At 60.9% G+C, this 24,840-nt stretch carries 30 protein-coding genes and 1 pseudogene; 13 read left to right on the top strand and 18 right to left on the bottom strand.

Annotated features, from left to right (window positions below):
* Positions 1-99 precede the first annotated feature (99 nt).
* From BLL52_RS11040 to BLL52_RS11015, 6 genes are all read right to left on the bottom strand, one after another.
* The gene (locus BLL52_RS11040) at positions 100-2,352 is read right to left on the bottom strand and encodes an FAD-dependent oxidoreductase (protein ID WP_075586706.1); all 2,253 of its coding nucleotides are present in this window, start codon (positions 2,350-2,352) and stop codon (positions 100-102) included.
* A gap of 122 nt (positions 2,353-2,474) precedes the next feature.
* A complete protein-coding gene (locus tag BLL52_RS11035) occupies positions 2,475-3,149 on the bottom strand; it encodes a PqiC family protein (protein ID WP_076072046.1) in 675 nt (224 codons plus the stop codon).
* Between the two features lie 69 nt (positions 3,150-3,218).
* Complete coding sequence (locus BLL52_RS11030) at positions 3,219-4,232, bottom strand: MlaD family protein (RefSeq protein WP_075586704.1); 1,014 nt, start codon at positions 4,230-4,232, stop codon at positions 3,219-3,221.
* Positions 4,229-4,978 (bottom strand): ABC transporter ATP-binding protein, encoded by a 750-nt coding sequence (locus BLL52_RS11025; RefSeq protein WP_075586703.1) that lies wholly within the window; start codon positions 4,976-4,978, stop codon positions 4,229-4,231. The genes BLL52_RS11030 and BLL52_RS11025 overlap by 4 nt, the downstream gene beginning before the upstream one ends.
* On the bottom strand, positions 4,978-6,111 hold the full coding sequence (locus BLL52_RS11020; RefSeq protein WP_075586702.1) for an MlaE family ABC transporter permease: 1,134 nt from the start codon (positions 6,109-6,111) through the stop codon (positions 4,978-4,980). Before BLL52_RS11020 ends, BLL52_RS11025 begins: the two co-directional genes overlap by 1 nt.
* A gap of 13 nt (positions 6,112-6,124) precedes the next feature.
* Positions 6,125-6,769 carry a VTT domain-containing protein gene (locus BLL52_RS11015; protein WP_075586701.1) on the bottom strand — a complete coding sequence of 215 codons (645 nt, stop codon included), beginning with the start codon at positions 6,767-6,769 and terminating at the stop codon, positions 6,125-6,127.
* Between the two features lie 135 nt (positions 6,770-6,904).
* Here BLL52_RS11015 and BLL52_RS19985 point away from each other — a divergent pair.
* Positions 6,905-7,134: pseudogene (locus tag BLL52_RS19985) on the top strand (ATP-binding protein); the annotation flags it as partial.
* Between the two features lie 83 nt (positions 7,135-7,217).
* On the opposite strand, the gene BLL52_RS11010 reads toward BLL52_RS19985, so the two are convergent.
* Together BLL52_RS11010 and BLL52_RS11005 are read right to left on the bottom strand one after the other, a co-directional pair.
* Positions 7,218-7,580: a HigA family addiction module antitoxin gene (locus BLL52_RS11010; protein ID WP_075586700.1), complete on the bottom strand. Its 363-nt coding sequence runs from the start codon at positions 7,578-7,580 to the stop codon at positions 7,218-7,220.
* A gap of 12 nt (positions 7,581-7,592) precedes the next feature.
* Positions 7,593-7,874 carry a type II toxin-antitoxin system RelE/ParE family toxin gene (locus BLL52_RS11005; RefSeq protein ID WP_075586699.1) on the bottom strand — a complete coding sequence of 94 codons (282 nt, stop codon included), beginning with the start codon at positions 7,872-7,874 and terminating at the stop codon, positions 7,593-7,595.
* Between the two features lie 172 nt (positions 7,875-8,046).
* Here BLL52_RS11005 and BLL52_RS20770 point away from each other — a divergent pair, with 172 nt between their 5' ends.
* Positions 8,047-8,193, top strand: coding sequence for a hypothetical protein (locus tag BLL52_RS20770; protein WP_156876208.1), 147 nt, complete (start codon positions 8,047-8,049; stop codon positions 8,191-8,193).
* Between the two features lie 99 nt (positions 8,194-8,292).
* On the top strand, positions 8,293-10,326 hold the full coding sequence (gene mutL / locus BLL52_RS11000; protein ID WP_075586698.1) for a DNA mismatch repair endonuclease MutL: 2,034 nt from the start codon (positions 8,293-8,295) through the stop codon (positions 10,324-10,326).
* A 35-nt stretch (positions 10,327-10,361) separates the two neighbouring features.
* On the opposite strand, the gene BLL52_RS10995 is transcribed toward mutL, so the two are convergent.
* Positions 10,362-10,562, bottom strand: a complete 201-nt coding sequence (locus tag BLL52_RS10995; RefSeq protein ID WP_075586697.1) for a hypothetical protein — start codon at positions 10,560-10,562, stop codon at positions 10,362-10,364.
* A gap of 281 nt (positions 10,563-10,843) precedes the next feature.
* Entirely contained in the window at positions 10,844-11,755 is a 912-nt protein-coding gene (locus BLL52_RS10990; RefSeq protein WP_075586696.1) for a LysR family transcriptional regulator, read from the bottom strand.
* A 151-nt stretch (positions 11,756-11,906) separates the two neighbouring features.
* Here BLL52_RS10990 and BLL52_RS10985 point away from each other — a divergent pair, with 151 nt between their 5' ends.
* The 6 genes from BLL52_RS10985 (at position 11,907) to BLL52_RS10960 (ending at position 16,436) form a co-directional block, all read left to right on the top strand.
* Positions 11,907-12,836 (top strand): NADP-dependent oxidoreductase, encoded by a 930-nt coding sequence (locus BLL52_RS10985; protein WP_075586695.1) that lies wholly within the window; start codon positions 11,907-11,909, stop codon positions 12,834-12,836.
* A 39-nt stretch (positions 12,837-12,875) separates the two neighbouring features.
* Positions 12,876-13,274, top strand: coding sequence for a hypothetical protein (locus BLL52_RS10980; protein WP_075586694.1), 399 nt, complete (start codon positions 12,876-12,878; stop codon positions 13,272-13,274).
* A gap of 56 nt (positions 13,275-13,330) precedes the next feature.
* Positions 13,331-13,780: a hypothetical protein gene (locus BLL52_RS10975; RefSeq protein WP_241839127.1), complete on the top strand. Its 450-nt coding sequence runs from the start codon at positions 13,331-13,333 to the stop codon at positions 13,778-13,780.
* A 396-nt stretch (positions 13,781-14,176) separates the two neighbouring features.
* Positions 14,177-14,431 (top strand): type II toxin-antitoxin system Phd/YefM family antitoxin, encoded by a 255-nt coding sequence (locus tag BLL52_RS10970; protein ID WP_075586693.1) that lies wholly within the window; start codon positions 14,177-14,179, stop codon positions 14,429-14,431.
* Positions 14,431-14,841, top strand: a complete 411-nt coding sequence (locus tag BLL52_RS10965) for a type II toxin-antitoxin system VapC family toxin (RefSeq protein WP_075586692.1) — start codon at positions 14,431-14,433, stop codon at positions 14,839-14,841. Before BLL52_RS10970 ends, BLL52_RS10965 begins: the two co-directional genes overlap by 1 nt.
* Positions 14,842-15,011: 170 nt before the next feature.
* Entirely contained in the window at positions 15,012-16,436 is a 1,425-nt protein-coding gene (locus BLL52_RS10960) for an MATE family efflux transporter (protein ID WP_241839125.1), read from the top strand.
* 12 nt (positions 16,437-16,448) lie between these two features.
* On the opposite strand, the gene BLL52_RS10955 is transcribed toward BLL52_RS10960, so the two are convergent.
* The 4 genes from BLL52_RS10955 to BLL52_RS10940 all read right to left on the bottom strand — a co-directional run bounded on the left by BLL52_RS10955 (position 16,449) and on the right by BLL52_RS10940 (position 18,742).
* Positions 16,449-16,763, bottom strand: coding sequence for a DMT family transporter (locus BLL52_RS10955; protein WP_075587202.1), 315 nt, complete (start codon positions 16,761-16,763; stop codon positions 16,449-16,451).
* Between the two features lie 25 nt (positions 16,764-16,788).
* Positions 16,789-17,274 carry a Signal transduction histidine kinase gene (locus BLL52_RS10950; RefSeq protein ID WP_075586691.1) on the bottom strand — a complete coding sequence of 162 codons (486 nt, stop codon included), beginning with the start codon at positions 17,272-17,274 and terminating at the stop codon, positions 16,789-16,791.
* A gap of 93 nt (positions 17,275-17,367) precedes the next feature.
* A complete protein-coding gene (locus tag BLL52_RS10945; protein WP_075586690.1) occupies positions 17,368-18,006 on the bottom strand; it encodes a 3-oxoacid CoA-transferase subunit B in 639 nt (212 codons plus the stop codon).
* Positions 18,007-18,049: 43 nt separating this feature from the next.
* Entirely contained in the window at positions 18,050-18,742 is a 693-nt protein-coding gene (locus BLL52_RS10940) for a CoA transferase subunit A (RefSeq protein ID WP_075586689.1), read from the bottom strand.
* A 101-nt stretch (positions 18,743-18,843) separates the two neighbouring features.
* On the opposite strand from BLL52_RS10940, the gene BLL52_RS10935 reads away from it, so the two are divergent.
* Positions 18,844-19,401 carry a PAS and helix-turn-helix domain-containing protein gene (locus BLL52_RS10935; RefSeq protein ID WP_075586688.1) on the top strand — a complete coding sequence of 186 codons (558 nt, stop codon included), beginning with the start codon at positions 18,844-18,846 and terminating at the stop codon, positions 19,399-19,401.
* A 107-nt stretch (positions 19,402-19,508) separates the two neighbouring features.
* Positions 19,509-19,838: a DUF2934 domain-containing protein gene (locus BLL52_RS10930; protein ID WP_075586687.1), complete on the top strand. Its 330-nt coding sequence runs from the start codon at positions 19,509-19,511 to the stop codon at positions 19,836-19,838.
* A 64-nt stretch (positions 19,839-19,902) separates the two neighbouring features.
* Here BLL52_RS10930 and BLL52_RS10925 read toward each other — a convergent pair whose 3' ends face one another.
* From BLL52_RS10925 to BLL52_RS10910, 4 genes are all read right to left on the bottom strand, one after another.
* Positions 19,903-20,322 (bottom strand): acyl-CoA thioesterase, encoded by a 420-nt coding sequence (locus BLL52_RS10925; protein WP_075586686.1) that lies wholly within the window; start codon positions 20,320-20,322, stop codon positions 19,903-19,905.
* A gap of 12 nt (positions 20,323-20,334) precedes the next feature.
* Positions 20,335-20,883 (bottom strand): chorismate--pyruvate lyase family protein, encoded by a 549-nt coding sequence (locus tag BLL52_RS10920; protein ID WP_158025687.1) that lies wholly within the window; start codon positions 20,881-20,883, stop codon positions 20,335-20,337.
* On the bottom strand, positions 20,883-21,800 hold the full coding sequence (locus BLL52_RS10915; RefSeq protein ID WP_075586685.1) for a DMT family transporter: 918 nt from the start codon (positions 21,798-21,800) through the stop codon (positions 20,883-20,885). Before BLL52_RS10915 ends, BLL52_RS10920 begins: the two co-directional genes overlap by 1 nt.
* An 82-nt stretch (positions 21,801-21,882) precedes the next feature.
* A complete protein-coding gene (locus tag BLL52_RS10910; protein WP_075586684.1) occupies positions 21,883-22,665 on the bottom strand; it encodes an SDR family oxidoreductase in 783 nt (260 codons plus the stop codon).
* 139 nt (positions 22,666-22,804) lie between these two features.
* On the opposite strand from BLL52_RS10910, the gene BLL52_RS10905 reads away from it, so the two are divergent.
* Positions 22,805-24,496 carry an electron transfer flavoprotein-ubiquinone oxidoreductase gene (locus BLL52_RS10905; protein ID WP_075586683.1) on the top strand — a complete coding sequence of 564 codons (1,692 nt, stop codon included), beginning with the start codon at positions 22,805-22,807 and terminating at the stop codon, positions 24,494-24,496.
* Positions 24,496-24,828 (top strand): hypothetical protein, encoded by a 333-nt coding sequence (locus BLL52_RS10900; RefSeq protein ID WP_075586682.1) that lies wholly within the window; start codon positions 24,496-24,498, stop codon positions 24,826-24,828. The genes BLL52_RS10905 and BLL52_RS10900 overlap by 1 nt, the downstream gene beginning before the upstream one ends.
* Positions 24,829-24,840 lie beyond the last annotated feature (12 nt).

Here is a 24,840-nt window from a genome sequence, read left to right as displayed (position 1 = left end):
TCATGCCCACCGATTTGGCGCGAAGCGGGCAGCGGCTGGCGACTGCCGGCGACGGCGGCCTTGGCGCTGGCGGGATGCAAGCCGGGTTGTGCCATGGCATTAACCTCGTTTCCAGTCGTGGTACTTGCGCACCCAGGCCAGCAGGCGCTCCGGCTGGTGGGCGCGCTTCCACTGCCCAGCGGCGTATTTGTTGGCCTCGCAGAGCGTTGGGTAGGTGTGGATGGTGCCCAGAATCTTGTTCAGACCCAGGCCGTGTCTCATGGCCAACACGAACTCGGCCAGCAAATCGCCCGCGTGGGTGCCGACGATGGTCACGCCCAAAATACGGTCTTTGCCGGGCACGGTGAGTACCTTGACCCAGCCGCGGGCCTCACTGTCGGCAATGGCGCGGTCCAGGTCGTCGATGCCATAACGGGTGACCTCAAAGGCCACGCCTTGCGCCAGCGCCTCTTGTTCGCTCAAGCCGACGCGGGCCACTTCGGGGTCGGTGAAGGTGGCCCAGGGGATGACAGAGTAATCGGCCTTAAACGACTTCAAGTCGCCAAACAGAGCGTTCACCGCGGCATACCAGGCCTGATGGGCGGCGACGTGGGTCAGCTGAAACGGCCCGGCCACGTCGCCCACCGCGTAGATATTCGGGTAGAGGGTTTGTAAATAATCGTTGGTCTCAACCGTTTTGCCGACCGCAATGCCAATGTCTTCCAACCCATAACCCGTGAGGCGCGCCGCCCGGCCAACCGCGCACAGCAGTTGGTCGAATTCAATGCGCAGCTCAACCCCTTGATGCTCCACCACCAGCACACCGCCAGCGGGTAATGAGCGGGTTGCTTTCGCAGGCTGGGTGACGGCGTTGCCAGCAAGGTCGGCGCTGGCGCCAGCGGGAAGCCTCTCAACCCGCTGCGCCTTGTGGCCAGTCAGCACCCGCACGCCGTCAGCGCGCAAAGCATCCATCACCACGCCGGAGACCTCAAGGTCTTCACGCATCAGCAGGCGCGGGGCCATTTCGACCAGCGTGACCTTCGAACCCAGGCGGGCAAAGCTTTGCGCCAGCTCGCAACCAATCGGCCCACCGCCCAGCACCAGCAAGCGCTTGGGCGCCTCATCCAACTCGGCAAAACGCTCCCACAGCGTGTCGCTGGTGACATAAGCCACCTCCGAGAGCCCCGGCAGCGGCGGTACAAACGGCCGCGCACCCGCGGCAATGACGATGTTGCGGGTGGTCAGCAATTGCCGTGCGCCATCGCTCAAGGCAATTTCAACCGTCCAGGGGTTGATGATTTTGGCGTGGCCCTGCAACACCTCCACGCCCAGACTGGTGTAGCGCTCAACGCTGTCATGCGGCGCAATGGCGGCAATCACGGCCTGTACCCGCGCCATCACACTTTTAAACGAAATTGGCCTCTGGCCCTTATCGGATAAGCGCGAGTAGCTCTCTAAACCGTAGCGATGAGCATGCTTCATTTGGTGCGCCACACGGGCGCTTTTGATCAGCGCCTTGCTCGGCACACAGCCGTAATTCAGGCAATCGCCGCCCATTTTGTGCGCTTCCACCAGCGTCACTTTGGCCTTGACCGCCGCCGCGATGTAAGCCGATACCAGCCCGCCCGCACCCGCGCCAATCACCACCAGATTGCGGTCAAACGTTTTCGGCCGCACCGCTTGCCAGCGCGCATACACCTTGCGCTTTTTGATGGCCTCAATCACCTTGCGCGCCAGCAGCGGAAACACGCCCAGCAGCACAAAAGAGCCCAGCAGCGCCGGGCTCAAAATGCCTTGCAGCGAGGTGATTTTGGAGAGCTGCGTGCCCGCATTCACATACACCGCGGTGCCCGCCAGCATGCCGAGCTGGCTGACGATATAGAACACACCAACGCGCATCTTGGTCAACCCCATCGCCAGGTTGATGACAAAAAACGGCACCAGCGGCACCAGGCGCAGGGTGAACAAGTAAAACGCGCCGTCTCTGGCCACACCTGCGTTGAGGTCGGCCAGGCGCTTGCCGAATCGCGTCTCGACGCTGTCACGCAGCACAAAACGCGCTGCCAAAAAGGCCAGCGTGGCACCGATGCTCGACGCAAACGACACGATCAAAAGACCCCAGCCCAGCCCGAACACCGCACCGCCTGCCAGCGTGAGGATGGTGGCCCCCGGAAACGACAACGCCGTGGCCAGCACATAGATCACAAAGTAGCCCGCCACCACCGACAGCGGCCGGGCCGCGTACAACTCGGCAAAGCGGGCGTGGCTCTGCTGCAGGTAGTCCAGACTCAAAAACCGCCCGCCATCCAGCGCCACAAAGCCGACCACGGCGGCCAGAATCAGTGCGATCAGGATGAGTTTGTTGCTTTTCATAGGCGGTGGTGTGCGTGGCTGGTTAGTCGCGGATCACGCCACTTGTCTACACAATGCCAGTACAAAACCCGTAACGAATGAAATCACGGGTTTGTCCAGAGGGTGCTCAGAGTCCATGAAAGTTAATCCAGCGTCTTGGCAATTGCCTGCGCCAGCAGCCACAGCGCCAGCCGATGCGCGCTAACCAGGCTGTCAGCGTCCGGCGAGCGGCTGGGCACGGTCAGGCTCAGGTTGTGGGCGCGTGGTGCCGCAGGTGCGCCCACCGTGCTCCAGCGCGCTGAAAGCGTTACTGCCTGGCCGTTGGCCGCCACATCAAGCGTGATGATTTCCACACGCAACTGGCCCTTGAGCACCAAACCAGCGGGCAGCGGCGCGCTCCAGACGCTGCCTTCACCGCGCAACGTGATCAAGTCTTGCGCCAACACGCGCGGCACGCTGCTCGACAGCAACTCAGCCCATCGATGGGTGAGTGACGGTTGCACGCCGTTGGCACCCTCAGGCAACAGTAGCGCATTGCGATCCAGGTAAGCAGGCAGGCGCACCGGCAAAACCAGTTGCCAGGGAGCGGCGCTGACCTCCGGCGAATTCACGGCCAGAGTCTGCGCCTGCCGTTGCGCTTCTACCGGCGGCGCGCTGTGCAGCACATACAAAGTTGGGTTGGGCAAACGGCTGGCACAGCCAGTCAGAACGGTGGCCAGGGCAAGGGCTGCCAAGACTGGCAACGCGCTCAGGCGCCTGCTGCTGGGTACATGCGGCGCGGGAGCAGAGATTGGGTGGGCAAAGAGTGAAGGCTTCATGGCGGATGGGGCAAGGTGGTTGGCTCTGCAGATGTGGAGTATGGCGATGCGGCCTCAAAGTGCGCGGAATCAGGGCACCTGCGCGCGGCCACGCAGCAGGGCATCGGGCTGGCGCTCCAGCAGCTCGGCCAGGTCACCCATCTGGCGCGCGGCGCGGGCCACGTCACGGGCGGCGCGGTTGAGGTTGTTGACCAGCGCGCTGTCTTCGTCTGTGGTTTGACGCAGGCTAGCGGCGGTTTGCCCTAACTCTTTGGCCGTGGCCTGCACGCTCTGCATCAGCGGTGCATCGGGGGCCAAGGTGCCCTCTAACTGCTGCGCCACCTGGGCGATGCGGGTGGCGGCCTGCGCCAGCGCGCCGGCCGCAGCCCCAGCTTGGGTCAGCGTGGCCTGAGCCGTGGCAGACAGTGGCTTGAGCTCGCGCTGCAAGCTCTGGGCCAGCGCACGCAGCTCAAAGCTGAGCTTGGCGGCGTTGTCCAGCGTGGCCTTGAGCTGCGGGTCCTGCAGGAACTGGCGGGTGACCTTGGCAATGGTGGCCACGTCCTGCAAGGCCGCTTTGATGTCCACGCCTTCAAGCTGCGCCTGCAGCGCCTGCGTGGTGCTGGGCAGCGTGGGAATGTCCGGCACACCACCCAAACCATTGACTGCCGCAGCGATTGGCTTGACCTGGTTGGGGCGCAAGTCCAGGTCGACATACAGCTGGCCAGTGAGTAGGCTCTGGTTGGCCAGTTGGGCACTCAGGCCCTGGCTGATCAGCGCGCTGATGGCTTGGGTGGCACTGGTTTTCGCGGGCCCGAGTTGCAGTACCGCGTCCCGGTCGAGCATGGCGTTGACCGGGATTTCAAAGCTGTCTGGCTGGCTGCCGTGCGCTAGGCCCAGGCTGGTGACGGTGCCAATGTTGACGCCGCGAAACACCACCGGTGAGCCCACCTTGAGGCCGTAGACCGAGCCAGAAAAGCGCATCAGCACCGGTTCACGGGCGGTAAACAGCTGCCCGCCCAGCACAAAAGCAATCGCCGTGACCAGCAGCGCAATGCCCAGCACCAGAAACAATCCGACCCGCAAGGCGCGCGCGCTGGTAGTCATGATTTGTGCGGCGTGCGCTGCAAGAACTCGCGCACACGCTCGGGGCCGTGGGCCAGCAGGGCTTGGGGGGTGTCGATAGCGGTCATGGTCTTGAGTTGATCATCCAAATAGAGGGCCCGGTCAGCCACGGCAAAAATGCCTTCCACAGAATGCGTCACCAGTATCACCGTGGTGCCCAGGTGCTCGCGCAGCGCCAGAATCAGCTCATCTAACCTGGCGGCGTTCACCGGGTCCAGGCCCGAGGCGGGCTCGTCCAAGCACAGCACATCGGGGTTGAGCACCAGCGAGCGCGCAATCGCCACACGCTTGATCATGCCACCACTGAGCGTGGCCGGCATGGCGTCATAGCTGCCCTGCAGCCCCACCAGCGCCAGCTTGAATTCGGCCACCTGCCGCATCGCCGCTGTGGACAGCTGCGAAAACAGGCGCAGTGGCAGCAGCAAATTCTCACCCACGGTCATTGAGCTCCACAGCGCGCCGCCCTGAAACATCACCCCAAAATGCCGGCGCAACACATCGAGCGCCTGCGGCTCGCCTTGGTGCAAATCGGAATCTTCAAAAAAAACATGGCCTTTGATGGGCCGCTCCAGCCCCACCAGCAGGCGCATCAGCGTGCTCTTGCCACAGCCGCTGGTACCCATGATGACCAAAATTTCGCCACGTTGCACCTCAAAGTTCAGGTCGCGCGAGATCACCCGCTCGCCCCAGCCCATGCTCACGTCTTGGATGTGCAGCAGGCCGGTCATCACAGCCCCAGGCTTTGAAACACCACGGTGCTGGCACACGCAGCAACCACCATCCACACCAGCGCCTTAACCACCGCGCGGGTGGTGGCCAGGCCAATGGCCTGGGCATTGCGCTGGGCGTAAAAGCCTTCGCGGCAGCCAGCAATGACCACCAGCAGGGTGTACGTGGTGCCTTTGAAGAGCCCAATCCATAGATGCGTCCAGTTCAACGCCAGCAACGATTGGTTCAAATAATCCGACAGCGTCACGCCATACACCAGCGTCACGGCAGGGATACCCGCCAGCACGCCAATCACCATCGCAAAAGCAATCAGCAGTGGCGCTGTCAGCAGCATGGCAAACAGCCGCGGCAGCGCCAGATGCACCATCGGGTCAATGCCCAGAGAGCGCAAGGCATCTATCTCTTCATTCACCGTCATGCTGCCCAGTTCAGCGGCAATCGCGCCGCCAATGCGTCCGGCCAGAATCACCCCGGTCATCAATGCGGCCAGCTCCCGCACCATGCCTACGGTGACCACATCGGCAATCAGATTCGGGGCGCCAATGCGGTCAAGCTGCGCGCCGCTCATGTAGGCCAGCATCAGCCCGACCAGAAAGGTGGTGAGTGCCACGATGGGCACGCTGCGCGGGCCCATCTCGTCCATCTGGTGCAGCAAGTCGGCCCAGCGAAACACCCGGGGTTTCTGGCGCAACCGCCCCACAGACAGCAGCAGTTCACCGACAAAAGCCAGCGTCAGGCGCAAATCTTCCCAGCGCAGACTTTCGCGGATCACCCCCAGCACGGTCACCTCAGCCTCAGGCCGTTTTGGTTCCAGTAGCTGGCTTTGCGCCTGCAGCGCCAGGTGCAGCGGTGCACGTACGGCGGCGGGCAGCCCCTGGATGTCGGGCGTCAGGCCGCGCTGCGCCAGCGGGCCCAGCAGCGACCACAGCGCCGGTGCCAGGTTGGCATCCCAGTCGGACAACTCTGTGGCATCAACGCGGAGCGCACCTTCGGTCAGCGTGGCTGGCGCCGCCTGCGCTTGCGTTGGGGCATAGCCACGCCAGTCTTGGCGCAGATGCAGCACCCAGCCGCCCTCTGCGGCCAACCATTGCACATGACCGTCTGTTTTGGAGCCGCGTGCAGCCAGGGGCATGGTGGCAAGCGGTTTACGTTACAGGCCTAGTACGTGCGCGCCAGGCGCCTACCAGCACAAACAGACCCGGCACCAAAATCATCGCCCAGATGATCTTGTCCAAGTGCAACTGAACCCACGGAATGTTTCCGAAAAAATAGCCCACGGTGATGATGCCAACCACCCAAAGAACGGCACCCACGGCGTTAAAAAACGTGAACCGACCGCGCGTCATCTGCGCCACACCGGCCACAAACGGCGCAAAGGTGCGCAAAAAGGGCATGAAACGCGCCGCCACAATGGTGATGCCGCCATATTTTTCGTAAAACGCGTGTGCCTGATCAAACGCCCGCTTGTTGAACCAACGCGAATTTTCCCAGCCAAACACCTTGGGACCAAAGTAGCGACCAATGGTGTAGTTCGTTTGGTCGCCCAAAATAGCCGCCGTCAGCAGCAAGCCCACGGCCAGCGGATAGCTCAGCAGCCCCACGCCGCACATGGCGCCCACCACAAACAGCAGTGAGTCACCCGGTAAAAATGGCATGACCACCAAGCCGGTTTCCACAAAAATGATCAAAAACAGCAGCGCATACACCCACGCGCCGTAGGTCTGCACAAACACCTCCAGATGCTTGTCGACGTGCAGGATGAAGTCAATAAGGGTCAAGAGAATGTCCATGTTGGGGCATTATCCCTGCCAATACCTTGGGGTACTGAACACCTAAAATCTGCAGGTCAACACCGCCCAATTGCCCCCCACCGCCCGATCCGCGAACTCCCCGACGAACTCATCAGCCAGATTGCCGCTGGCGAGATGGTGGAGCGCCCGGCCTCGGTGGTGCGTGAGCTGGTGGACAACGCGCTGGATGCCGGTGCCAGCCAAATCACCGTGCGCCTGCTGGCCGGCGGTGAGCGCCTGATCAGTGGCGCAGACGATGGCTGCGCCACCCCAGCGACGAGCTGCCCATCGCCCTGAAACGCCACGCCACCAGCAAAATCGCCAGCCTCTCAGACCTGGAATCGGCAGGCACCATGGGCTTTCGGCCATGCGCTGGCCTGCCCGGGTGTTGGCTTTGCGACATGGCTTGAGGGCAAACTGGTGGAGCAATGGCGCCGCAGTCAGCGGGCTAAAAGCCTTGAGACGGCACTTCCTCAAATCGGCCAATGCGCCCCAACACTTCGCGCATGGCATCACGCGCCAAAGTCATATCAAAGTCAGTTTGCAGACTGGTCCAAAACTCGGCACTGGTGCCAAAGAACTGAGCTAAGCGCAAGGCGGTATCAACTGTCACGGCGCGGCGGCAGCGCACGATGTCATGAATACGCGGTGCCGGTACACCCAGGCGAATCGCCAGCGCATTGGCGGTCAGACCGTTAGGAGTCAAAAATTCCTCACGCAACACCTCGCCAGGGTGCACCGGAGTCAAACGCTTGCCTGTGGCGACATCGCTGAAATCAAGCGTATCGAGGTCTGTGCGGTCTAGGATCATGGTGTGGCTCCTTCAGTGGTGATCAACAATTTCAACGTCAGTGACGTGTCCGTCAGCAAATCGAAAACACACGCGCCACTGGTCGTTGATACGAATGCTGTGCTGACCCTTTCGCTCACGTTTGAGTGCCTCAAGCTGGTTACCCCGTGGCACTCGCAAGTCCATCAAACTTTTGGCAGCGTCAATCATCTTGAGCTTGCGCAACGCCACACGCTGAATCTCGCCCGCCAGGACGCGAACCTCATTGCCAACAAACAGCGCGGCGGCAGCTTCGTCTCTGAATGTGCGGATCATGGGATTGATTATATAACGCGAAACGTTACACGTTAAACATCACACGTTAAACGGCTAGAGAGCGCAACCGCATAAGGCCAAGTTAGGCACCGAAGTGCGGCCTCCAAAGTCGTGCTGTGCTTGCTGTGGCGGCACCTATTGGGCAATGCGGTCGATCAGCTTCAGTGGCCGCGTGAAAAGCCAAACCGCCGGGCAGCGCCTCAAACGCCCCATCGACCACACAGGCATGAAAGTGCACATCACCGCCACCATGCAGCCCGTGGGACTGACCATTGGCTTGCCCACCCGGCTACATCTTGGCGTTTTCAGCCAAGGCTGATGGGTGTCAGCACCTCATGCCGGGCCGGCTTCCTGCTGGCAGACCTGTAGGGTCTGATTAGACCCCCTCGTGGTTATCGCCCGACCCTAAAATGCCCGGGTGAATACCGCCCAAACGCCCCCAAATCAAGCGCCGCGCCGCCCGATCCGCGAACTGCCTGACGAACTCATCAGCCAGATTGCTGCTGGCGAGGTGGTGGAGCGCCCGGCCTCGGTGGTGCGTGAGCTGGTGGACAACGCGCTGGATGCCGGCGCCAGCCAAATCACCGTGCGCCTGCTGGCCGGCGGTGTGCGCCTGATCAGCGTGGAAGACGACGGCGGCGGCATTGCGCGTGACGAATTTCCCATGGCCCTGAAGCGCCACGCCACCAGCAAGATCGCCAGCCTGGCCGAGCTGGAATCGGTGGGCACCATGGGCTTTCGCGGTGAAGCGCTGGCTGCCATCAATTCAATAGCTGACTGCGCAATACTGTCAAGGGCTAGCGGCCAAAATCATGCTTATCTTTTAGAAGGCCAGACGGGTGAACTCAAACCCGTGGCCCGCGCCGAGGGCACCACGGTCGAGGTGAAAGAGCTGTTTTTTTCAACGCCTGCACGCCGCAAGTTCCTGAAAACCGACGCCACCGAGCTGGCCCACTGCGTCGAAGCCGTGCGACGCCACGCGTTGGCTCGCCCGGATGTCGGCTTTGCGATATGGCATGAAGGCCGTCTGGTGGAGCAATGGCGCCGCTGCGGCGAGGCTGGCAGCCTGCCCGCGCTGGAGCAACGCCTGGCCGACGTGCTGGGCAGCGACTTTGTTGAGCGCTCGGTGTGGGTGGATTTTTCCAGCGCCGCCACACCCGGGCGGCCCGACTACGCACCGGTGATCAAAGTCTGGGGTCGCGCTGGCACGCCTGACGCCGCCCGCAGCCGCGCTGACCAGCAGTTTTGCTATGTCAACGGCCGCTTTGTGCGCGACAAGGTGGTAAGCCACGCGGCCCGCAGCGCGTATGAAGACGTGCTGCACGGCCAGCGCCAGCCGGTCTACGCGCTGTACATCGACATGGACCCCACGCGGGTCGATGTGAATGTGCACCCCACCAAGATCGAGGTGCGCTTTCGCGACAGCCGCGACGTGCACCAGGCAGTGCGCCGCGCGGTGGACCAGGCGCTGGCCCTGCCGCGCGCGGGCCAGCCGGACGCCTACGCGGGCGCAACATCCCTTGGCGCGCCTGGCGGCTGGGCAATACCCGCCTCAGCCTTCGGGTCTGCCCATGGTTCGCACCCTAACCTGGCAGACACGCCAGCGTCGGCCACGCACTTGGGCGCAGCAGCGTTTTATAAGACAAATCAGCCTCCAGCCCTTATGGGGCAAGCGCAACGAGCTATGCTTTTTGATGAACGCAGCGGGCACCGGGTCAGCGACCTGGGCGCGCTCTGGGGGCCTGCTGCCGCGCGCAACGACGCCCCGGCCAGCCCACCAGCGGTACTGCAGAACGACGCCAATGACGCTAACGACGCCACCAACGCCACCGTCTGGCCGCTGGGGCGCGCGCTGGCACAGCTGCACGGCGTCTACATCCTGGCTGAAAACGCTCAGGGACTGGTCCTAGTAGACATGCACGCCGCCCACGAGCGCATCGTCTACGAGCGACTCAAAACCCAGTGGGCCAGCCAAACCGCTGCCAATGCCGGTGCCGACCAGCCGCCGCAGCGGCTGCCCAGACAGCCGCTGCTGATTGCCGCCACCTTTGCCGCAACGCCTACCGAAGTAGCCACCACTGAGCAACATGCCGCCACGCTGGAGGCACTGGGCCTGGAGATCACCGTGTTTTCTGCCAAAACGCTGGCGGTGCGCTCGGTGCCAACCACCCTGGCCCTAGGCGATGCGGTGGAACTGGCGCGCAGCGTGCTGGCCGAGCTCAGCCAGCATGAGGCCAGCGGCGTCATCCAGCGCACCCACAACGAGCTGCTGGCCACCATGGCCTGCCACGGCGCGGTGCGCGCCAACCGCCGCCTGACGCTGGAAGAAATGAACGGTTTGTTGCGCCAGATGGAAGCCACCGAGCGCTCAGACCAATGCAACCACGGCCGCCCGACCTGGCGGCAGATCAGCATGAAAGAGCTCGACGCCTTGTTTTTGCGCGGGCGGTGAAGCGGGTCAGCTGGCGATTCTTGTCAGGTCCGCCATCAGTCGGTCACCTGGCTGAGCATGTCTGGCACCACCAAATGCTGCATGGTTCGCAGCGGACGCAATTCGCCGCCCAGATCAACGCGCACTGAGTCCGCCAACTGTTGATTCTCGACTTTGACCGGGTAGATGAGTGCTGCCAGCACCGCTTTGCGGGTCGCATTGGCGAGGGTGTTGGCTCCCGGCAAGGGAATCATCATCGGCACATCTGGCCAAATGCTGCGGTGTTCGAAAAATGCACGCGTGTGATACGTGCCAGTGCTCCCGACAGGTTCAAAAAGCGGGCCATGCCTGTAAACCAGCTTTGCGCACCCGCTCCAGTGGGCCCAAAGGCGACTGATAAGTGTCAATTTTCGCTACCCGTAAACAGTGTTTGATTCCCAGTATTTCAGGGTCCGTGTTGCTGCTTTTGCAGCCGTTCTGTTATTTCGTTTCCCTATCAATAGGATCTGTTGTTGCTTCGCCTTGCCTTGCGTCTGGCTCACTCCAGCGACAGCCGCGCCGCCAAAAACTCCACCAACACCCGCACACTGGCCGTCTGCATGCGCGTGGCCAGCACGGCGTGCACGGCCATCGGCTTGAACGACCAATCCGGCAACACGCGAACCAGGCGTTCGGCGCCAACGGCTTCACGCGCCAGATTGTGTGACAAGGCAGCAATACCCAAACCCCGCTCAGCCAAGAGGCGGATCAATCCGGGATTGTTAATGCCAAAGTGGCCGCGTACCTGCACCTGCATGGCGTGCATCGCCTGCATGGCCTGGTCATGGCGCTGCAGGCGCCAGTTGCTGGCTTGCTGCGCGCTGCCAGAGGTGATGCAGGCATGCTCCACCAGATCGGCGGGTTGTTGGGGGTGGCCATGCAGTGCCAAATAGCCAGGGGCCGCGAAAAGAAGCTGCTCGATTGACCCCAGGCGACGCACCACCAGTTGATCGCCTACCACCTCACCCAAACGGATGGCCAAGTCCACAGGCTCGGTGACCAGATCGCTGAAACGGGGTGACAGGTCCAGGTCCAGGCTGATGCCGGGGTACTGCCGGGCAAAGTCAGGCAGCAAAGGCCCGATGTAGGTCAGACCCAGGTCCACCGGCATCGACACGCGCACATGGCCCACCGGGCGACTGACAGTCTCGGCCAGCGCCTCTTGCGCCAGCCGTGCCTCGTCCACCAAGTGGGCGCAGCGCTCAAAGTAGCGTTGCCCGGTCTCGCTCAGCGCCACACTGCGCGTGGTGCGGTCCAGCAGGCGCACGCCGAAATGGCGCTCCATGGCGGCAATGCGCCGCGACAGCGTCGCGCCAGGCACGCCCAGCTTGACGCTGGCCCGACTGAAGCTGCCGGTGCGCGCCACCTCAACGAACAAGGCCATGTCGTGCAAAGCAGAGAGGTTTTCCATCGGGTTAATTATTCCATTAATGGAAAAATATTATTCATTAATTGTTATTTCATTAATTTTTGAAGAAGATTAACATGCATTCCTTCATCCGACCAAGTTGCTCAACTCACCCGAACAACTCACCCGAACAACCCATCAGAGAGAGCCCAAAATGAAAGCCATACGAATCCACGCCTACGGTGATGCCAGTCAAATGCAGTTGGAAGAAGTGCTCGTACCCGCCTGCGGAGCTAACGATGTTCTGGTGCGCGTGGTCGCGGCCGGCATCAATCCGATTGACTGGAAAATGCGCAGCGGTGCCATGGCACAGATGATCCCCAAAACGTTTCCGTTTACCTTGGGATCGGACGCGGCCGGCGTGGTGACTGCCGTCGGTGGGGCGGTGACGGCATTTTCTCCGGGCGACGAAGTGTTTTTCTATGCCGAGTTCGCCCGGGGCGGCACCTATGCCGATTACGTGGCGGTCGATGCCGCACAAGTGGCGCGCAAACCCCGTACCGTGTCGTTCTCCACAGCGGTAGCCCTGCCCATGCCCGGCCTGGCAGCCTGGACCGCAGTGATCGACACAGCGCAGGTAACGCGCGGCATGCGTGTCCTGATCCACGGTGGCGCCGGTGCGTTGGGCAGCGTGGCCGTGCAACTGGCCAAAGCGCAGGGTGCGCACGTTACTGCCACGGCGGGTACTGCTGATGTGGCCGTGGTGAAAAGCCTGGGTGCCGATGAAGTCATTGACTACCGCACGCAACAATTCGAACAAATCGCCAGCAACATGGATGTCGTCATCGACACCTTGGGCGGCCCCACGCAAGAGGCATCCTGGTCCACGCTACGTGCTGGCGGATTGTTGGTGGCAACCACCCAGCCACCTTCACCAGACCGGGCCACTGCGGCCGGTGCGCGCGCGGCGTTTGTGTTCTCAACGCCGCGTGGCGGCGTGCTGGCTCAACTGGCGGCGTTGATGGAGAAGGGTCAGTTGCGCGTGCTGGTGGGACAAGAGTTTGCGTTGGCCGATGCGGCACAAGCGCATCGCCTGGGTGAAAGTGGCAAGTCCCGTGGAAAAATGATTCTTCGCGTCAGTTAAGTTCGTCAACAACCTTCATTTACAACCCAAGGAAATACCATGACTTCGAAAAAATCTGTCTTATCTGTCGGCCTGCAGCCAACACTCATCAATTTCGCCGATCCGGCCTACGCGGCCTTCCCCGGTATGACGGCGGAGAAAGTACAAGACGGACTGGACAAGGACATTGCCGCACTGAACGCCATGGGCTACGACGCAAAATTGTGCCTCACCGATTTTGGCGAAACAGCAGAGGCCGTGATCCGCACCACGTTGCAGCAAAAACGCTATGACTGTGTGGTGATCGGTGCGGGCGTGCGCACCATCGATAAAAACTTTCTGCTGTTCGAGAAAGTTCTCAACGTGGTCCATGAGCATGCCCCCCAGGCACGCATTTGTTTCAACACGGGACCATTTGACACGGCTGAGGCGGTGCAGCGCTGGTGCGCGGTTGCCTGAGCATTTTCTGATTGTGCGCAACGTGCTGACTGCGCACAAAATCTAGCCCAAGGACCGTGTCTATAAAGAAAATCATTCACCCGATGGCCGGAACCATCGCCATGCTGTGCATTGGCAGTTTTTGGTTGTCCACACTGGTCTCTGAGTTGTTCTTGTCGCAAGACGCCATCGTGCTGGTCAGGCACAACATTTTGCAAACCATGTGGGTCATGATTTCGGCTATGGCGGTTACCGGCGGCAGCGGTTTTGCGTTATCGGGCGAACGAAAAGGCAACTTGTTGGCGGGCAAGAAGATGCGCATGCAGATCATTGCCGCCAACGGCCTGTTGATCCTGTTGCCCTGCGCCTTTTACCTCTATGGCAAGGCCGCTGCGGGCGAGATGGATCTGACCTTTTATGCGCTGCAGATAGTGGGGCTGGTAGCGGGTGCTGCCAACTTCAGTCTGATGGCGCTGAATTTTCGTGATGGTCTGAAGCTCTCGGGGCGTCTGCGACGCAAGGGCTAGCAAACGCTGCGAACTCTTGGGGAACTCTCTGCGTTTTTACGCTCGCACGCGATGACTACGCATTCCCAAGAAATTCAAGCTCCGTCATTACCCGCAATGGAAATAATCAGTGTCGCTCGTTGCGGCGAAAACTTGACAAAGTGCCTGCCCGTTAGCCTTCGTTTGTGACCGCCCGGTTCTGGTCGATTTCGTGATTTCTATCTGTCAAATTGTGCACCCGCTTTCGCAGCACTGGCGCTGTTCGCCGCCGACCAATCACAGGCAGCCATGGGCCGGGTGTAGCCAGATAAAGACCCATGGTGACGGCCCTCTGCGCGTATGCAACATGACGGACCCGTAACGATCCAATCCGGGTAAACTAGTCAGACTACAAACCAGTTAGCGGAGTATGAACTGATGAACACTTGGCCGGTTCAAGATGCGAAAGCGCGTTTCAGCGAATTTTTACAAGCCTGCCTGAGCGACGGCCCGCAGTTGGTAACCAAGCGCGGCCTGGATGCCGCCGTTTTGGTGCCAGTGGAACAGTGGCGGCAAATGCAGGCCAGCAGCCGACCCTCACTCAAGCAAGTTTTGCTGGACCCTGAAGCTCGGTTTGACTTGCCGACCGTGCCGCGCGGCCAAACGCCAACCCGCGCCCCGGAGAGCTTTTGATGTATCTGCTAGACACCCATGTGATTTCAGAACTGCGCAAAGCCAAGCCACACGTCGGCGTGCTGGCGTGGCTGCAGGGCACAGCAGAATCTGATCTGTATATTTCAGCGGTCACCCTGGGGGAAATTCAGCGTGGCATTGAACTCACGCGTGAACAGAACGCGCCCAAAGCGCTTGAAATCTCGCAATGGGCGGGCCGCCTGAGCAACGTTCACAACATCTTGCCCGTGGATGTTGCCATCTTCAGACTGTGGGCCAAACTGCTGCATCGGCGCTCTGATGCGTTGTTTGAAGACGCCATGATTGCCGCCACAGCGCTGACCCACCACCTGATTGTGGTGACCCGCAACACCCAAGACTTCGCTGGTTTCAATGTGCCGCTGCTGAACCCGTTCAACTCCTATGACTAGCCCCCGCTTAGACAGCCCCGGCCCTACTCTCTGCCTCAAGGGTCACTAAATTCCGCCCTCCCCGACTGAAGCATCCACCTGGCCACGCAGCCAGGCAGCCGGATTGGCCCCAACTTTTACATAAAAACCCGCTCTAGCCTTTATAAAACAAGCGCTGACAGCTATCTATTTTGATAAGCCCTCTCAAACATCTTTTCCATCACCCGGCCTCGCGCTGGCGTCTGCAGGCCGAGCTGCGCGGCCTGTGGCGGCTGGCTTGGCCGATTCTGGTGGGGCAGTTGGCCACCGTGGGTATGGCGGTGGTGGACGTGGCCATGGCCGGGCATGCCTCGGCGCAGGATCTGGCTGGGGTGTCGCTGGGAGTGTCGATCTGGAACATGCTGATGATCAGCTTGTTGGGGGTGATGATGAGCGTGAACCCGATGGTGGCGCACCAGGTGGGCGCGGGCGACCTGGCTGGCGTGCCGCGGGTGGTGCGCCAGGCGCTGTGGAAGGCGCTCGGCATGGGGCTGATGGCGATGCTGATAGCCAATGCGGCCGCGCTGTTGTTCGATCACATGCTGCTTGAGCCGTATGTGCGCGACCTGGCCAAAGGTTTTGTGCTGATTACCAGCTTTGCGCTGCCGCTGTTTGCGATGTACCGGGTGTTGTACGGCTACAGCACCAGCATCAACCAGACCAAGCCGTTGATGGTGATTGCCCTGCTCTCGCTGCTGATCAACATCGGCGTCAACAGCTTGCTGGTATTTGGCAACTGGGGTTTTCCGCGCATGGGCGGCCTGGGTTGCGCTTGGGCCACGCTGATCACGGTGGCGTTCAACCTGCTGACGTTGGTGTGGTGGATGCAGCGCGCCAGCGCCTACCGCAGCACCTGGCCGCTGGTCCGGTTCGAGCCACCGATCTGGCGCGAGATTCGCCCCCTGTTGAAGTTGGGGATGCCGATTGGTATCACCTATTTTGCCGAGAGCAGCGCCTTCAGCCTGATCGCACTGCTGATTGCCGTGTTTGGCAGCACGCAGATGGCGGCGCACCAGATTGCGCTGAACTTCACCTCGCTGGTGTTCATGGTGCCCTTGAGTGTGGGGCTAGCGCTGATGACGCGCGTGGGGCAGTCGCTCGGCGCCGGAGACCCGGTGCTGGCGCGCTATCAGGCTTGGGTGGGGGTGGCGTTGGGGCTGGTGTTTGCCGTGCTGTCAGCCGCGGGTATTGCGCTGCTGGCCAAGCCGATTGCCAGCCTCTACACCAACGATGCGGCGGTGATCGCGCTGGCGGCACAGTTGTTGCTGTGGGCGGCAGTGTTTCAGCTCTCGGACGCCACGCAAGTCATCACCAGTTGCGCCATTCGCGGCTACAAGGTAACCCGTGCACCTATGGTGATTCACCTCACCGCGTTTTGGGTGTTTGCGCTGCCGTTGGGTTATGTGCTGGGTCTGGCACCCGATTGGATGCCTTGGCGGCCTGCGCAGGCGATGGGCGCGCAAGGCTTTTGGATCGCGCTGATTCTGGGCCTGACCATTGCCGCACTGGCACTGGTGGTGTTGCTGCGCGTGGTGGCACGCTCGCGCATGCCGTTTGGCGGTCGGGTCGTGGCATAGCCGGTCAAACCATCAGGCCACCGCATTCAAAATAATCACCCCGACGGTGATGAGCCCCATGCCCAGCAGCGCCATCCAACCCAGCGTTTCGCCATACACCAGCCATCCCACCAGGGTCATCAGCACAATGCCGGCGCCCGACCAGATGGCGTAAATGATGCCCAATGGCATGCTGCGAAGCGCGACCGACAGGCAATAAAACGCCACACCATAGCCCACCACCACCAACAGCGAGGGGGTCAGGCGGGTGAAACCTTCCGACGATTTGAGCGCGGAGGTGGCCACCACCTCAAACACAATGGCGATGCTCAGATACAGCCATGGCATGGCCTGGTTCCGCTGGCGTGGCGCGTCAGCGCAGGTTGCTGCCACCTGCACGCATGCGGTCATCCATCTCGGCCATGCTGGCGGCCAGCGAGTTGCCCGACTGCTCCACTGACAAGCGCAGGTCGCGCTCAAGCTGGTCGATGCGGGTGGTCAAGGCGGCCTTGGCGGCAATATCGGCCAGGTCCATGCGTTTGAATTCAAGGTCCAAAAAGCTGCGCAACTCGGTAAAGCGTGAGGCCTCGGCCTCGTCGGCGAGCTTGCGGTTGGTTTGCAGCTCTTTGGCATGGGCGCGGGCGTCAAACATCACCGTGGTTTGCAGGTACAGCAAGTACACCAGAAACAGCGCGATCAATGCCACCATCAGCCCCAGCATGATCAAGCCCAATGGCGCCTGCACCTGGGCCACGCCCAGAGACAGCGCGGTCGGCGCCATGATGATCTGCCAGTTCAGCAGAGTAAATGCGGCAATCAGCGCCAAAACCAGGAGCAGCGAAAACGTGCGAAATTTCATGTATTTACCTTTTTCTAAACGAGCGTGTCAGCGACAAAAACGGCCTGCACCCGCATCTGCAGGCCAGGCCGTAGGCTGATTGTGCTAGGCGGTTCAGTGTAGCGGCACGCCGGTTTTCTCTTGCAACTCTTGCATGGAGACCCCCGGTGCGCGCTGCACCACCTTGACACCGTGGGGGGTGATGTCCATCACCGCCAGGTCGGTGATGATGCGGTCCACCACGCCCACGCCGGTTAGTGGCAGGGTGCAATCGGGCAGAATTTTCAAGTCAAAACCGCCGTCTTTTTTCTTCGCCACATGCTCCATCAGAACCACCACGCTGCGCACGCCGCCCACCAGGTCCATGGCGCCGCCCATGCCTTTGACCATCTTGCCGGGGATCATCCAGTTGGCCAGATCGCCACGCTCACTGACCTGCATGGCGCCCAAAATGCTCAGGTTGATCTTGCCGCCACGGATCATGGCAAAGCTGTCGTGGCTGCCAAAGATGGCCGAGCCCGGCAGCGTGGTCACGGTTTGCTTGCCGGCGTTGATCAGGTCGGCGTCGACCTCGTCTTCGGTGGGAAACGGGCCAATACCGAGCATGCCGTTTTCGCTTTGCAGCCACACCTCCACATCGGGCGGCACATGGTTGGCCACCATAGTGGGCAGGCCAATGCCCAGGTTCACATAAAAACCGTCCTGCAATTCATTGGCTGCAATGGCCGCCATTTCGTCGTGTGTCCAGGCCATGATCAGGCTCCTTTATTTAATCGGTTGAGAAGAGCGCAAGAGCTCAGCGAATGGTGCGCTTCTCAATGCGCTTCTCAGGCGCGGCATTGAGCACGATGCGGTTCACGTAGATGCCGGGCAAATGCACTGCGTCGGGGTCAAAGGTGCCGGTTTCAACAATCTCCTCAACCTCCACCACAGTGATCTTGCCGGCCATGGCCACTGCCGGGTTAAAGTTTCGCGCGGTGCGCCTGAAGATCAGGTTGCCGCTTTTGTCGGCTTTGTACGCTTTGATCAGTGACACGTCGGGCACCAACGAGTGCTCCAGAATATGGGCGTGGCCGTCAAACACGCGGTTTTCCTTGCCCTCGGCCACCAGCGTACCGACACCGGTGCGCACGTAAAACGCCGGAATACCGGCACCACCAGCGCGCAGCTTTTCAGCCAGCGTGCCTTGCGGGGTGAATTCCAGCTCCAGTTCACCGGCCAGGTACTGGCGCTCGAACTCCTTGTTTTCGCCCACATAGCTGGAAATCATCTTTTTGATCTGCCGGGTTTCCAGCAGCCGGCCCAGGCCAAAACCGTCCACACCCGCGTTGTTGGAAATTACCGTCAGGTCTTTTTTGCCGCTGTCGCGCAGCGCGTCGATCAGTGCCTCGGGAATGCCGCACAGGCCAAAGCCGCCTACGGCCAGCAACTGGCCGTCTCGGACAATGCCTTTCAACGCAGCCGCTGCATCAGGATAAATTTTGTTCACGCCTGGTTCTCCATAGAAGTCGATCTGTGGCTAGCATACTACCTAGCCAGCTACGTAGTTTTCCGTAAAGTACAACCCTTAGTTGCCCAAATATTTGCCGCATGGACACCCTTGATTACCGCCAGGCCTTTGACATGGCTCCCGTGGGCCTGGCTGTGTCGCGCAACCGCACCATGGTTGACTGCAACCGCCACCTGTGCGAGATGTTTGGCGCGCGCCTGGAGCAATTGGTGGGCCAGTCGTTTCAGGTGCTTTACCCCAGCGCCGCCGAGTTTGAGCGCACCGGTGCACGCATTGCCCCGCTGCTCAACCGCAACGGCACCTATTCAGACGACCGCATCATGAAGCGCTTGGACGGGCGCCTCAAGGGCGAAACCTTCTGGTGCCATGTGACTGGGCGCGCGCTGAACCTACTCAGCCCGCACGAAGCCGGCATCTGGACTTTTGAAGATTTGAGCGCGCGCCGCCCGGTGAAAGCCGAGCTCACCGCCCGCGAGCGCGAGGTGGCCACGCTGCTGATGGATGGCTTGACGAGTAAAGAGATCGGGCGCGCGCTGCTGATCAGCCACCGCACGGTGGAAATCTACCGCGCCAAACTGATGCGAAAATACGCCGCTTCCAACACCGGCGACCTGGTGCACAAATTGATGGCCGGTTAGCGCACGCTGTTGGTATGAATATTGCTAAAAGTATCTGGGCTTGTGTCACACAGTTTTGATACAGTCCAACCCCACTCGCATCCGAGTTCAAAACCGAAGGAGAAACCATGGCCACCACACCTAAGAAGCCCATTGCTGCCCCTGCCGTTGCTGTACCCGCAGCCAAAAAGGCTGTCACCAAGCCAGCGGTTGCGACAAAGGAAGCTGCTCCCAAAGCGCCAGTTGCCAAAAAGATCCCCGCGACAAAAACCGCACTGAAGCCGTCCACAGCGCCAGCACCGGTGCTGAGCACTGAACAGCGCAACAACTATGTGGCTGTAGCAGCGTTCTACATCGCAGAACGTCGTGGTTTCACGCTGGGCAATCCGGTGGAAGACTGGCTGGCCGCTGAGGCCGAAGTTGACCGCTTCATTTCCAGCGGTCACTTCACCATTTAATCACGCATTTTTTTGTAGCCTCTAGCCCTTGTTGAATAAGGGCTAGAGGCGAATTAAATGAAAATTAGCTGACCACTGCGCGGAGCCATTCAGGCAAGGTCACCGCTTTTTGCGTCGGGAAATCGACCCAAATGGTGGTGGCACCACCGGCTGCGCAGATGGTGCCGGGGCGGTCAGCGCGTTCCATGGTGGCCCAAGTCTCGAAGGTGGTGCGCGCCGGGTCACTGGTGTACATCTTGATCAGCACGTCGCCCGGGTACTCCAACTGCTTGTAGAAGTTGCAAAACGCATTGACGATCACCGGGCCTTCTCCGACGGGTGTCGGCATGGCGGCAACCGACTGCAACCAGTCCACCCGTGCGGTTTCCAGATACCTGAAATAGGCGGTGTTATTGACATGGTTCATCGCGTCCATGTCGCCCCAGCGGATCGGGATCAGCATCTGGTAAACCAGTTTTTTCTGCTCAGGTAGCTCAATTTTCATGGGTTGTGTCCTCTAGTCTGTGATTTGCCACACTGCCGCGGGCCAGCGCCAAGCGGCCTGTGGCGCGATAAAAACTTCCATCACCAGCAAGGGCGCGCACTGGCGCATGAACACCGAGCGACGCGCGCTTAAGCCTCGTGGCACGCCCGCACAGAGCTGCTGCACCTGGCGCAGCAACGCACTGTGCGGGCCGAACTGCCGGTACTGCATGGCCTGGCGGGTGATGCCCGAGCGCGTGAACAGCACATTGGCCAGCGGCCGCGTGCCCAGGCCGCGCACCGAACGCCAAGCGCCCAGCGAGTGCGCGTGGGCGGTCACGCTGCGGGCAAACACCACGCTGACACCATCCACCTTGAGCAGCACCTCGCGCACATAACCCAGGCGCGGACCCGCAACACCCAGCGCTTGCGCCTCGTCCTCGGTCAAAGGCATCCGACCCTGGCGCAGCACCTGTACTGAAAACACTTTGCCAGTGGCCGCCAGGCGCGCGCTCAGCGAGCCGGTGGCCTGCAACCAGCGACCCATGCCACCCTGGGCAAAGTTGTATGGCGTCCAGCGCATCATCGGTGCGCCCGGATCGACGCCAGAATGCCCAGTGTGAACAAACCGGCGGCCAGCCATTGGCTGGGCGTGGGCCAGCCCCCGTCCCATACAAACGCATAAAACAGCCCAAACAGCGTTTCACTCACGATCAGTTGACCGGCCAGGCTGACGCTCAAGCGGCGGCTAGCCACGTTCCAGAGGAGGCTGCCAGCCCATCCGGAGCCAACACCCGTTGCTATACAAACCATAACTACTAACCCTTTACTGTCAAGGGCTAGAAGCTCATTTGACGTTGAACCTGCGAACAGCCAAAGGAGCAAGGCGCCGATGCCGGTGGCCAGGCCCAGCCAGTTGGACCACTCGGTCACACTCACCTGCGGGTGACGCTTGAGCCAGCTGGCGTTGAGCATGGCAAACGCCGTCCAGCTGGCCATGGCCACCAGTGCCAGCAGCACGCCCCACCAAAATTGTTGGCCCTGCAGCGGCAAAGCCACGGCATTGGCCAGCGAAGTCTGCATCATCAGCGCCAGGCCGGCCAGGGTGAGCAGCAGCCCCGGCAGCAGCGCCGACCATTTCAGCCCCAGCGGCTTGCCCAGCAGCATGACCCAGATCGGAATGGTGCCAATGATGAGCGTCGGCACCTCGGAGCCCGCCGCGCTGATGGACGACGCCAGCAGCAGGTAATACCCGGTGGCGCCCAGTAGACTCAAGCCCAAGGCGCTGAGCGCTTGCGACCCGGTGGGCAATCTGCGCAGGCGTCGCCCCAGCAGCATCACCACCATAGCCATCAGCCCGTAACTGACAAAGCGCCCCGCGGTCAAATCCACCGAGGTCAGCCCCGGCGTCATGCGAGGCGCTACAAACACCATGCCCCACAGCGCACCTGCCCCCAGCCCGGCAGCAATGCCCAAGGCGTCATTTCTCTTCAAAATCATGCGTATCTAGATCAGATGCCGCAGGCAGTGCCGCAGCACGACAAGGTGAAGCAACAACGCCATGGGCGGTTTTGAAACGACATTAAATCCCGAAGCCGTCATCGGCAGAGATCACCGCGCCATTGATGAAATGGCTTTGGTCCGAGCAGAGCATGACCAGCAGCGCGTCCAGGTCCTGCGGTTGCCCCACGCGCTTGCGTGGCAGCATTTGCACCAGCCTCTGACCCGCCTCGGTCTGCCAGTGGCGGTGGTTGATCTCGGTGTCGATGTAGCCGGGGCAAATGGCGTTGACGTTGATGCCAAACTTGCCCCACTCTAGCGCCATGGCGCGGGTCATCTGGATCATGGCGGCTTTGCTCATGGCATAGACACCAATCTTGGGCAACACGCGCAGCCCCGCCGCTGAGGCTACGTTGATGATGCGCCCACCGGTGAACGAGCCCGGCGCGGAGCCTTGCGAGCGTGCCAACATGCGTTTACCCACCTCTTGCGCCACGAAAAATGCGCCTTTGATGTTGGTGTCAAATATGAAGTCAAAGTCTTCCTCGGTCACATCCTGTAGGCGCTGGGTGGTGCTAACGCCCGAGTTGTTGATCAGAATGTCGATGGAACCCACCTCGGTTTCGGCATGCGCCACTGCGGATTTGATGGAGGCTTGGTCGGTTACATCGAGTTCCAGCACGTGCGCATCACCACCCTCGCCGTCAATCTGGGCGCGCAATTCTTTCAGCTTTTCAACCCGCCGACTCGCCAGCACGACGGCCGCACCGGCCGCCGACAAAGTGCGCGCAAACTGGGCGCCCAGTCCACTGGACGCGCCGGTGATCAGGGCCACACGGCCCGATAAATCAATGTTGTAAGACATGTTTTTCTCTCCAGAGTACAGAGCAAATAGAACGATCGTTCTATTATGAGCACACCCGACTTTTAAATTCGTTTTATCTTCGACAATCATTCCATGGGCGTGCACGCGCCTCCCTTGGACCATTATTAGCGAGAACACCATGACACCAGAGGACATCCTGGCCCAATTTGGCCCACGCGAATCGATGGAATACGACGTCGTCGTTGTCGGCGGTGGCCCAGCCGGCCTGGCCACCGCCATTCGCCTGAAACAACTCGCCACTGAGCAGGGCAAGGAAATTTCGGTGGTGGTGCTGGAAAAAGGCTCCGAGCCCGGCGCACATATCCTTTCCGGTGCGGTGCTAGACCCCGGATCACTCACCGAACTCTTGCCCGACTGGAAAGCCATGGGCGCACCGCTGAACCAGCCGGTGACCGACGAGGCCATGCTGTTCCTGAGCGAAGGTGGTGCCTACCGCACGCCCAACATGTTCCTGCCCGAATGCAGCCAGAACCACGGCAACTACATCATCAGCCTGGGCGCCCTCACCCGCTGGCTAGCCGCACAGGCTGAAAACCTGGGCGTGGAAATCTTCCCCGGTTTTGCCGCAGCTGAAGTGCTGTACGACGACACAGGTTCAGTGCGCGGTGTCGCCACCGGCAACATGGGCATTGAGAAAAATGGTGAGCCCGGTGGCAACTTCCAGATCGGCATGGAACTGCTGGGCAAATACACCGTGTTTGCCGAAGGCTCGCGTGGTCACCTGGGCAAGCAGCTCATCGAAAAATTCAAGCTTGATGCGGGCTGCGACCCGCAGAGCTACGGCATCGGTATCAAGGAACTGTGGGAAGTGGAGCCGGGGCGCCACCAACCCGGCCTGGTGCTGCACACCGCTGGCTGGCCAATGGACAACAAAACCTACGGTGGCTCTTTCATGTACCACATGGAAGACAACAAAATAGCCCTGGGGTTCATAACCGGGCTGAACTATGAAAACCCGTACCTGAGCCCGTTCGAGGAATTCCAGCGCTGGAAGACGCACCCCAACATCCGCTGGTATTTGGAAAACTCAAAAGGCGAAGTCACTGCAAAAAGAATAGCTTATGGCGCACGCGCCATAACGGCTGGCGGCCTTTTATCTTTGCCAAAGACGGTATTCCCCGGCGGCGCGCTGGTGGGCTGCGATGCGGGCTTCCTGAACGTCAGCCGCATCAAGGGCACGCACGCTGCGATCAAGTCCGGCATGCTGGCGGCAGAAGCGGCGTTTGAGGCCGTCACCGCTGGCCGCCAGCACGATGAGCTGACCGCCTACCCGCAAGCCTTCAAGCAAAGCTGGTTGTACACCGAACTCAACAAGGCGCGCAACTTCAAGGCCTGGTTTAAATATGGTCTGCGCGTGGGCACGCTGATGAACGGTCTGGAGCAGTTTGGCCTGAAAGGCAACATGTCCTGGACGATCCGCCGCGACAAGCCCGACTACGCCTACCTGAAGCCTGCCGCCGATTGCAAACCGATTGATTACCCCAAGCCGGATGGCAAGCTGACCTTTGACCGCAACTCCAGCATTTTCATTAGCAACGTCAACCACGAAGAAAACCAGCCCGCGCACCTGACGCTTAAAGACGGCAGCGTGCCGGTGGCCACCAACCTGGCTAAATACGCTGGCCCCGAGGCACGCTACTGCCCGGCCGGGGTTTACGAGTTCATCAAAGACGCTGCGGGTGCTGACAAGCTGCAGATCAATGCACAAAACTGTGTGCATTGCAAAACCTGCGACATCAAGGACCCCACACAAAACATCGTCTGGGTCACGCCCGAAGGTGGCGGCGGGCCCAACTACGCGGCGATGTGATGCCACACAGCGTCACGCAAAAAATCCCCTGGTCGGCCCAACCCAAAGGCCGCTGGTACCGCTGGCGCGGCTACACCGTGCGCTGGCTGCTGTTTGGGCTGATCGTCAGCGTTTTCCAGCCTGCCACCAGCGAAAACAACCCAGTCTGGCTGCAAAAGCTCGATCAGGTGTTGATGGGGTTGTCGTTTGGCGCGGTCTGCGCAGCGGTGTTCACGCTGGCCGAAAACCGGTTTAACGCCGCCCGCGTGGCGTGGAAAACCTGGGCGGTGGTGCTGGGCACTTGGCTGGCTGTGAAAGTTCTGTTTGTCAGCGTCATTGCGCTGATCGGCTGAAGAAGCGCAGCG

Origin of the sequence: Rhodoferax antarcticus ANT.BR (genome assembly GCF_001938565.1) — a bacterium.
GTDB lineage: Bacteria > Pseudomonadota > Gammaproteobacteria > Burkholderiales > Burkholderiaceae_C > Rhodoferax > Rhodoferax antarcticus.
This window is presented reverse-complemented; position numbering and strand designations above follow the sequence as displayed.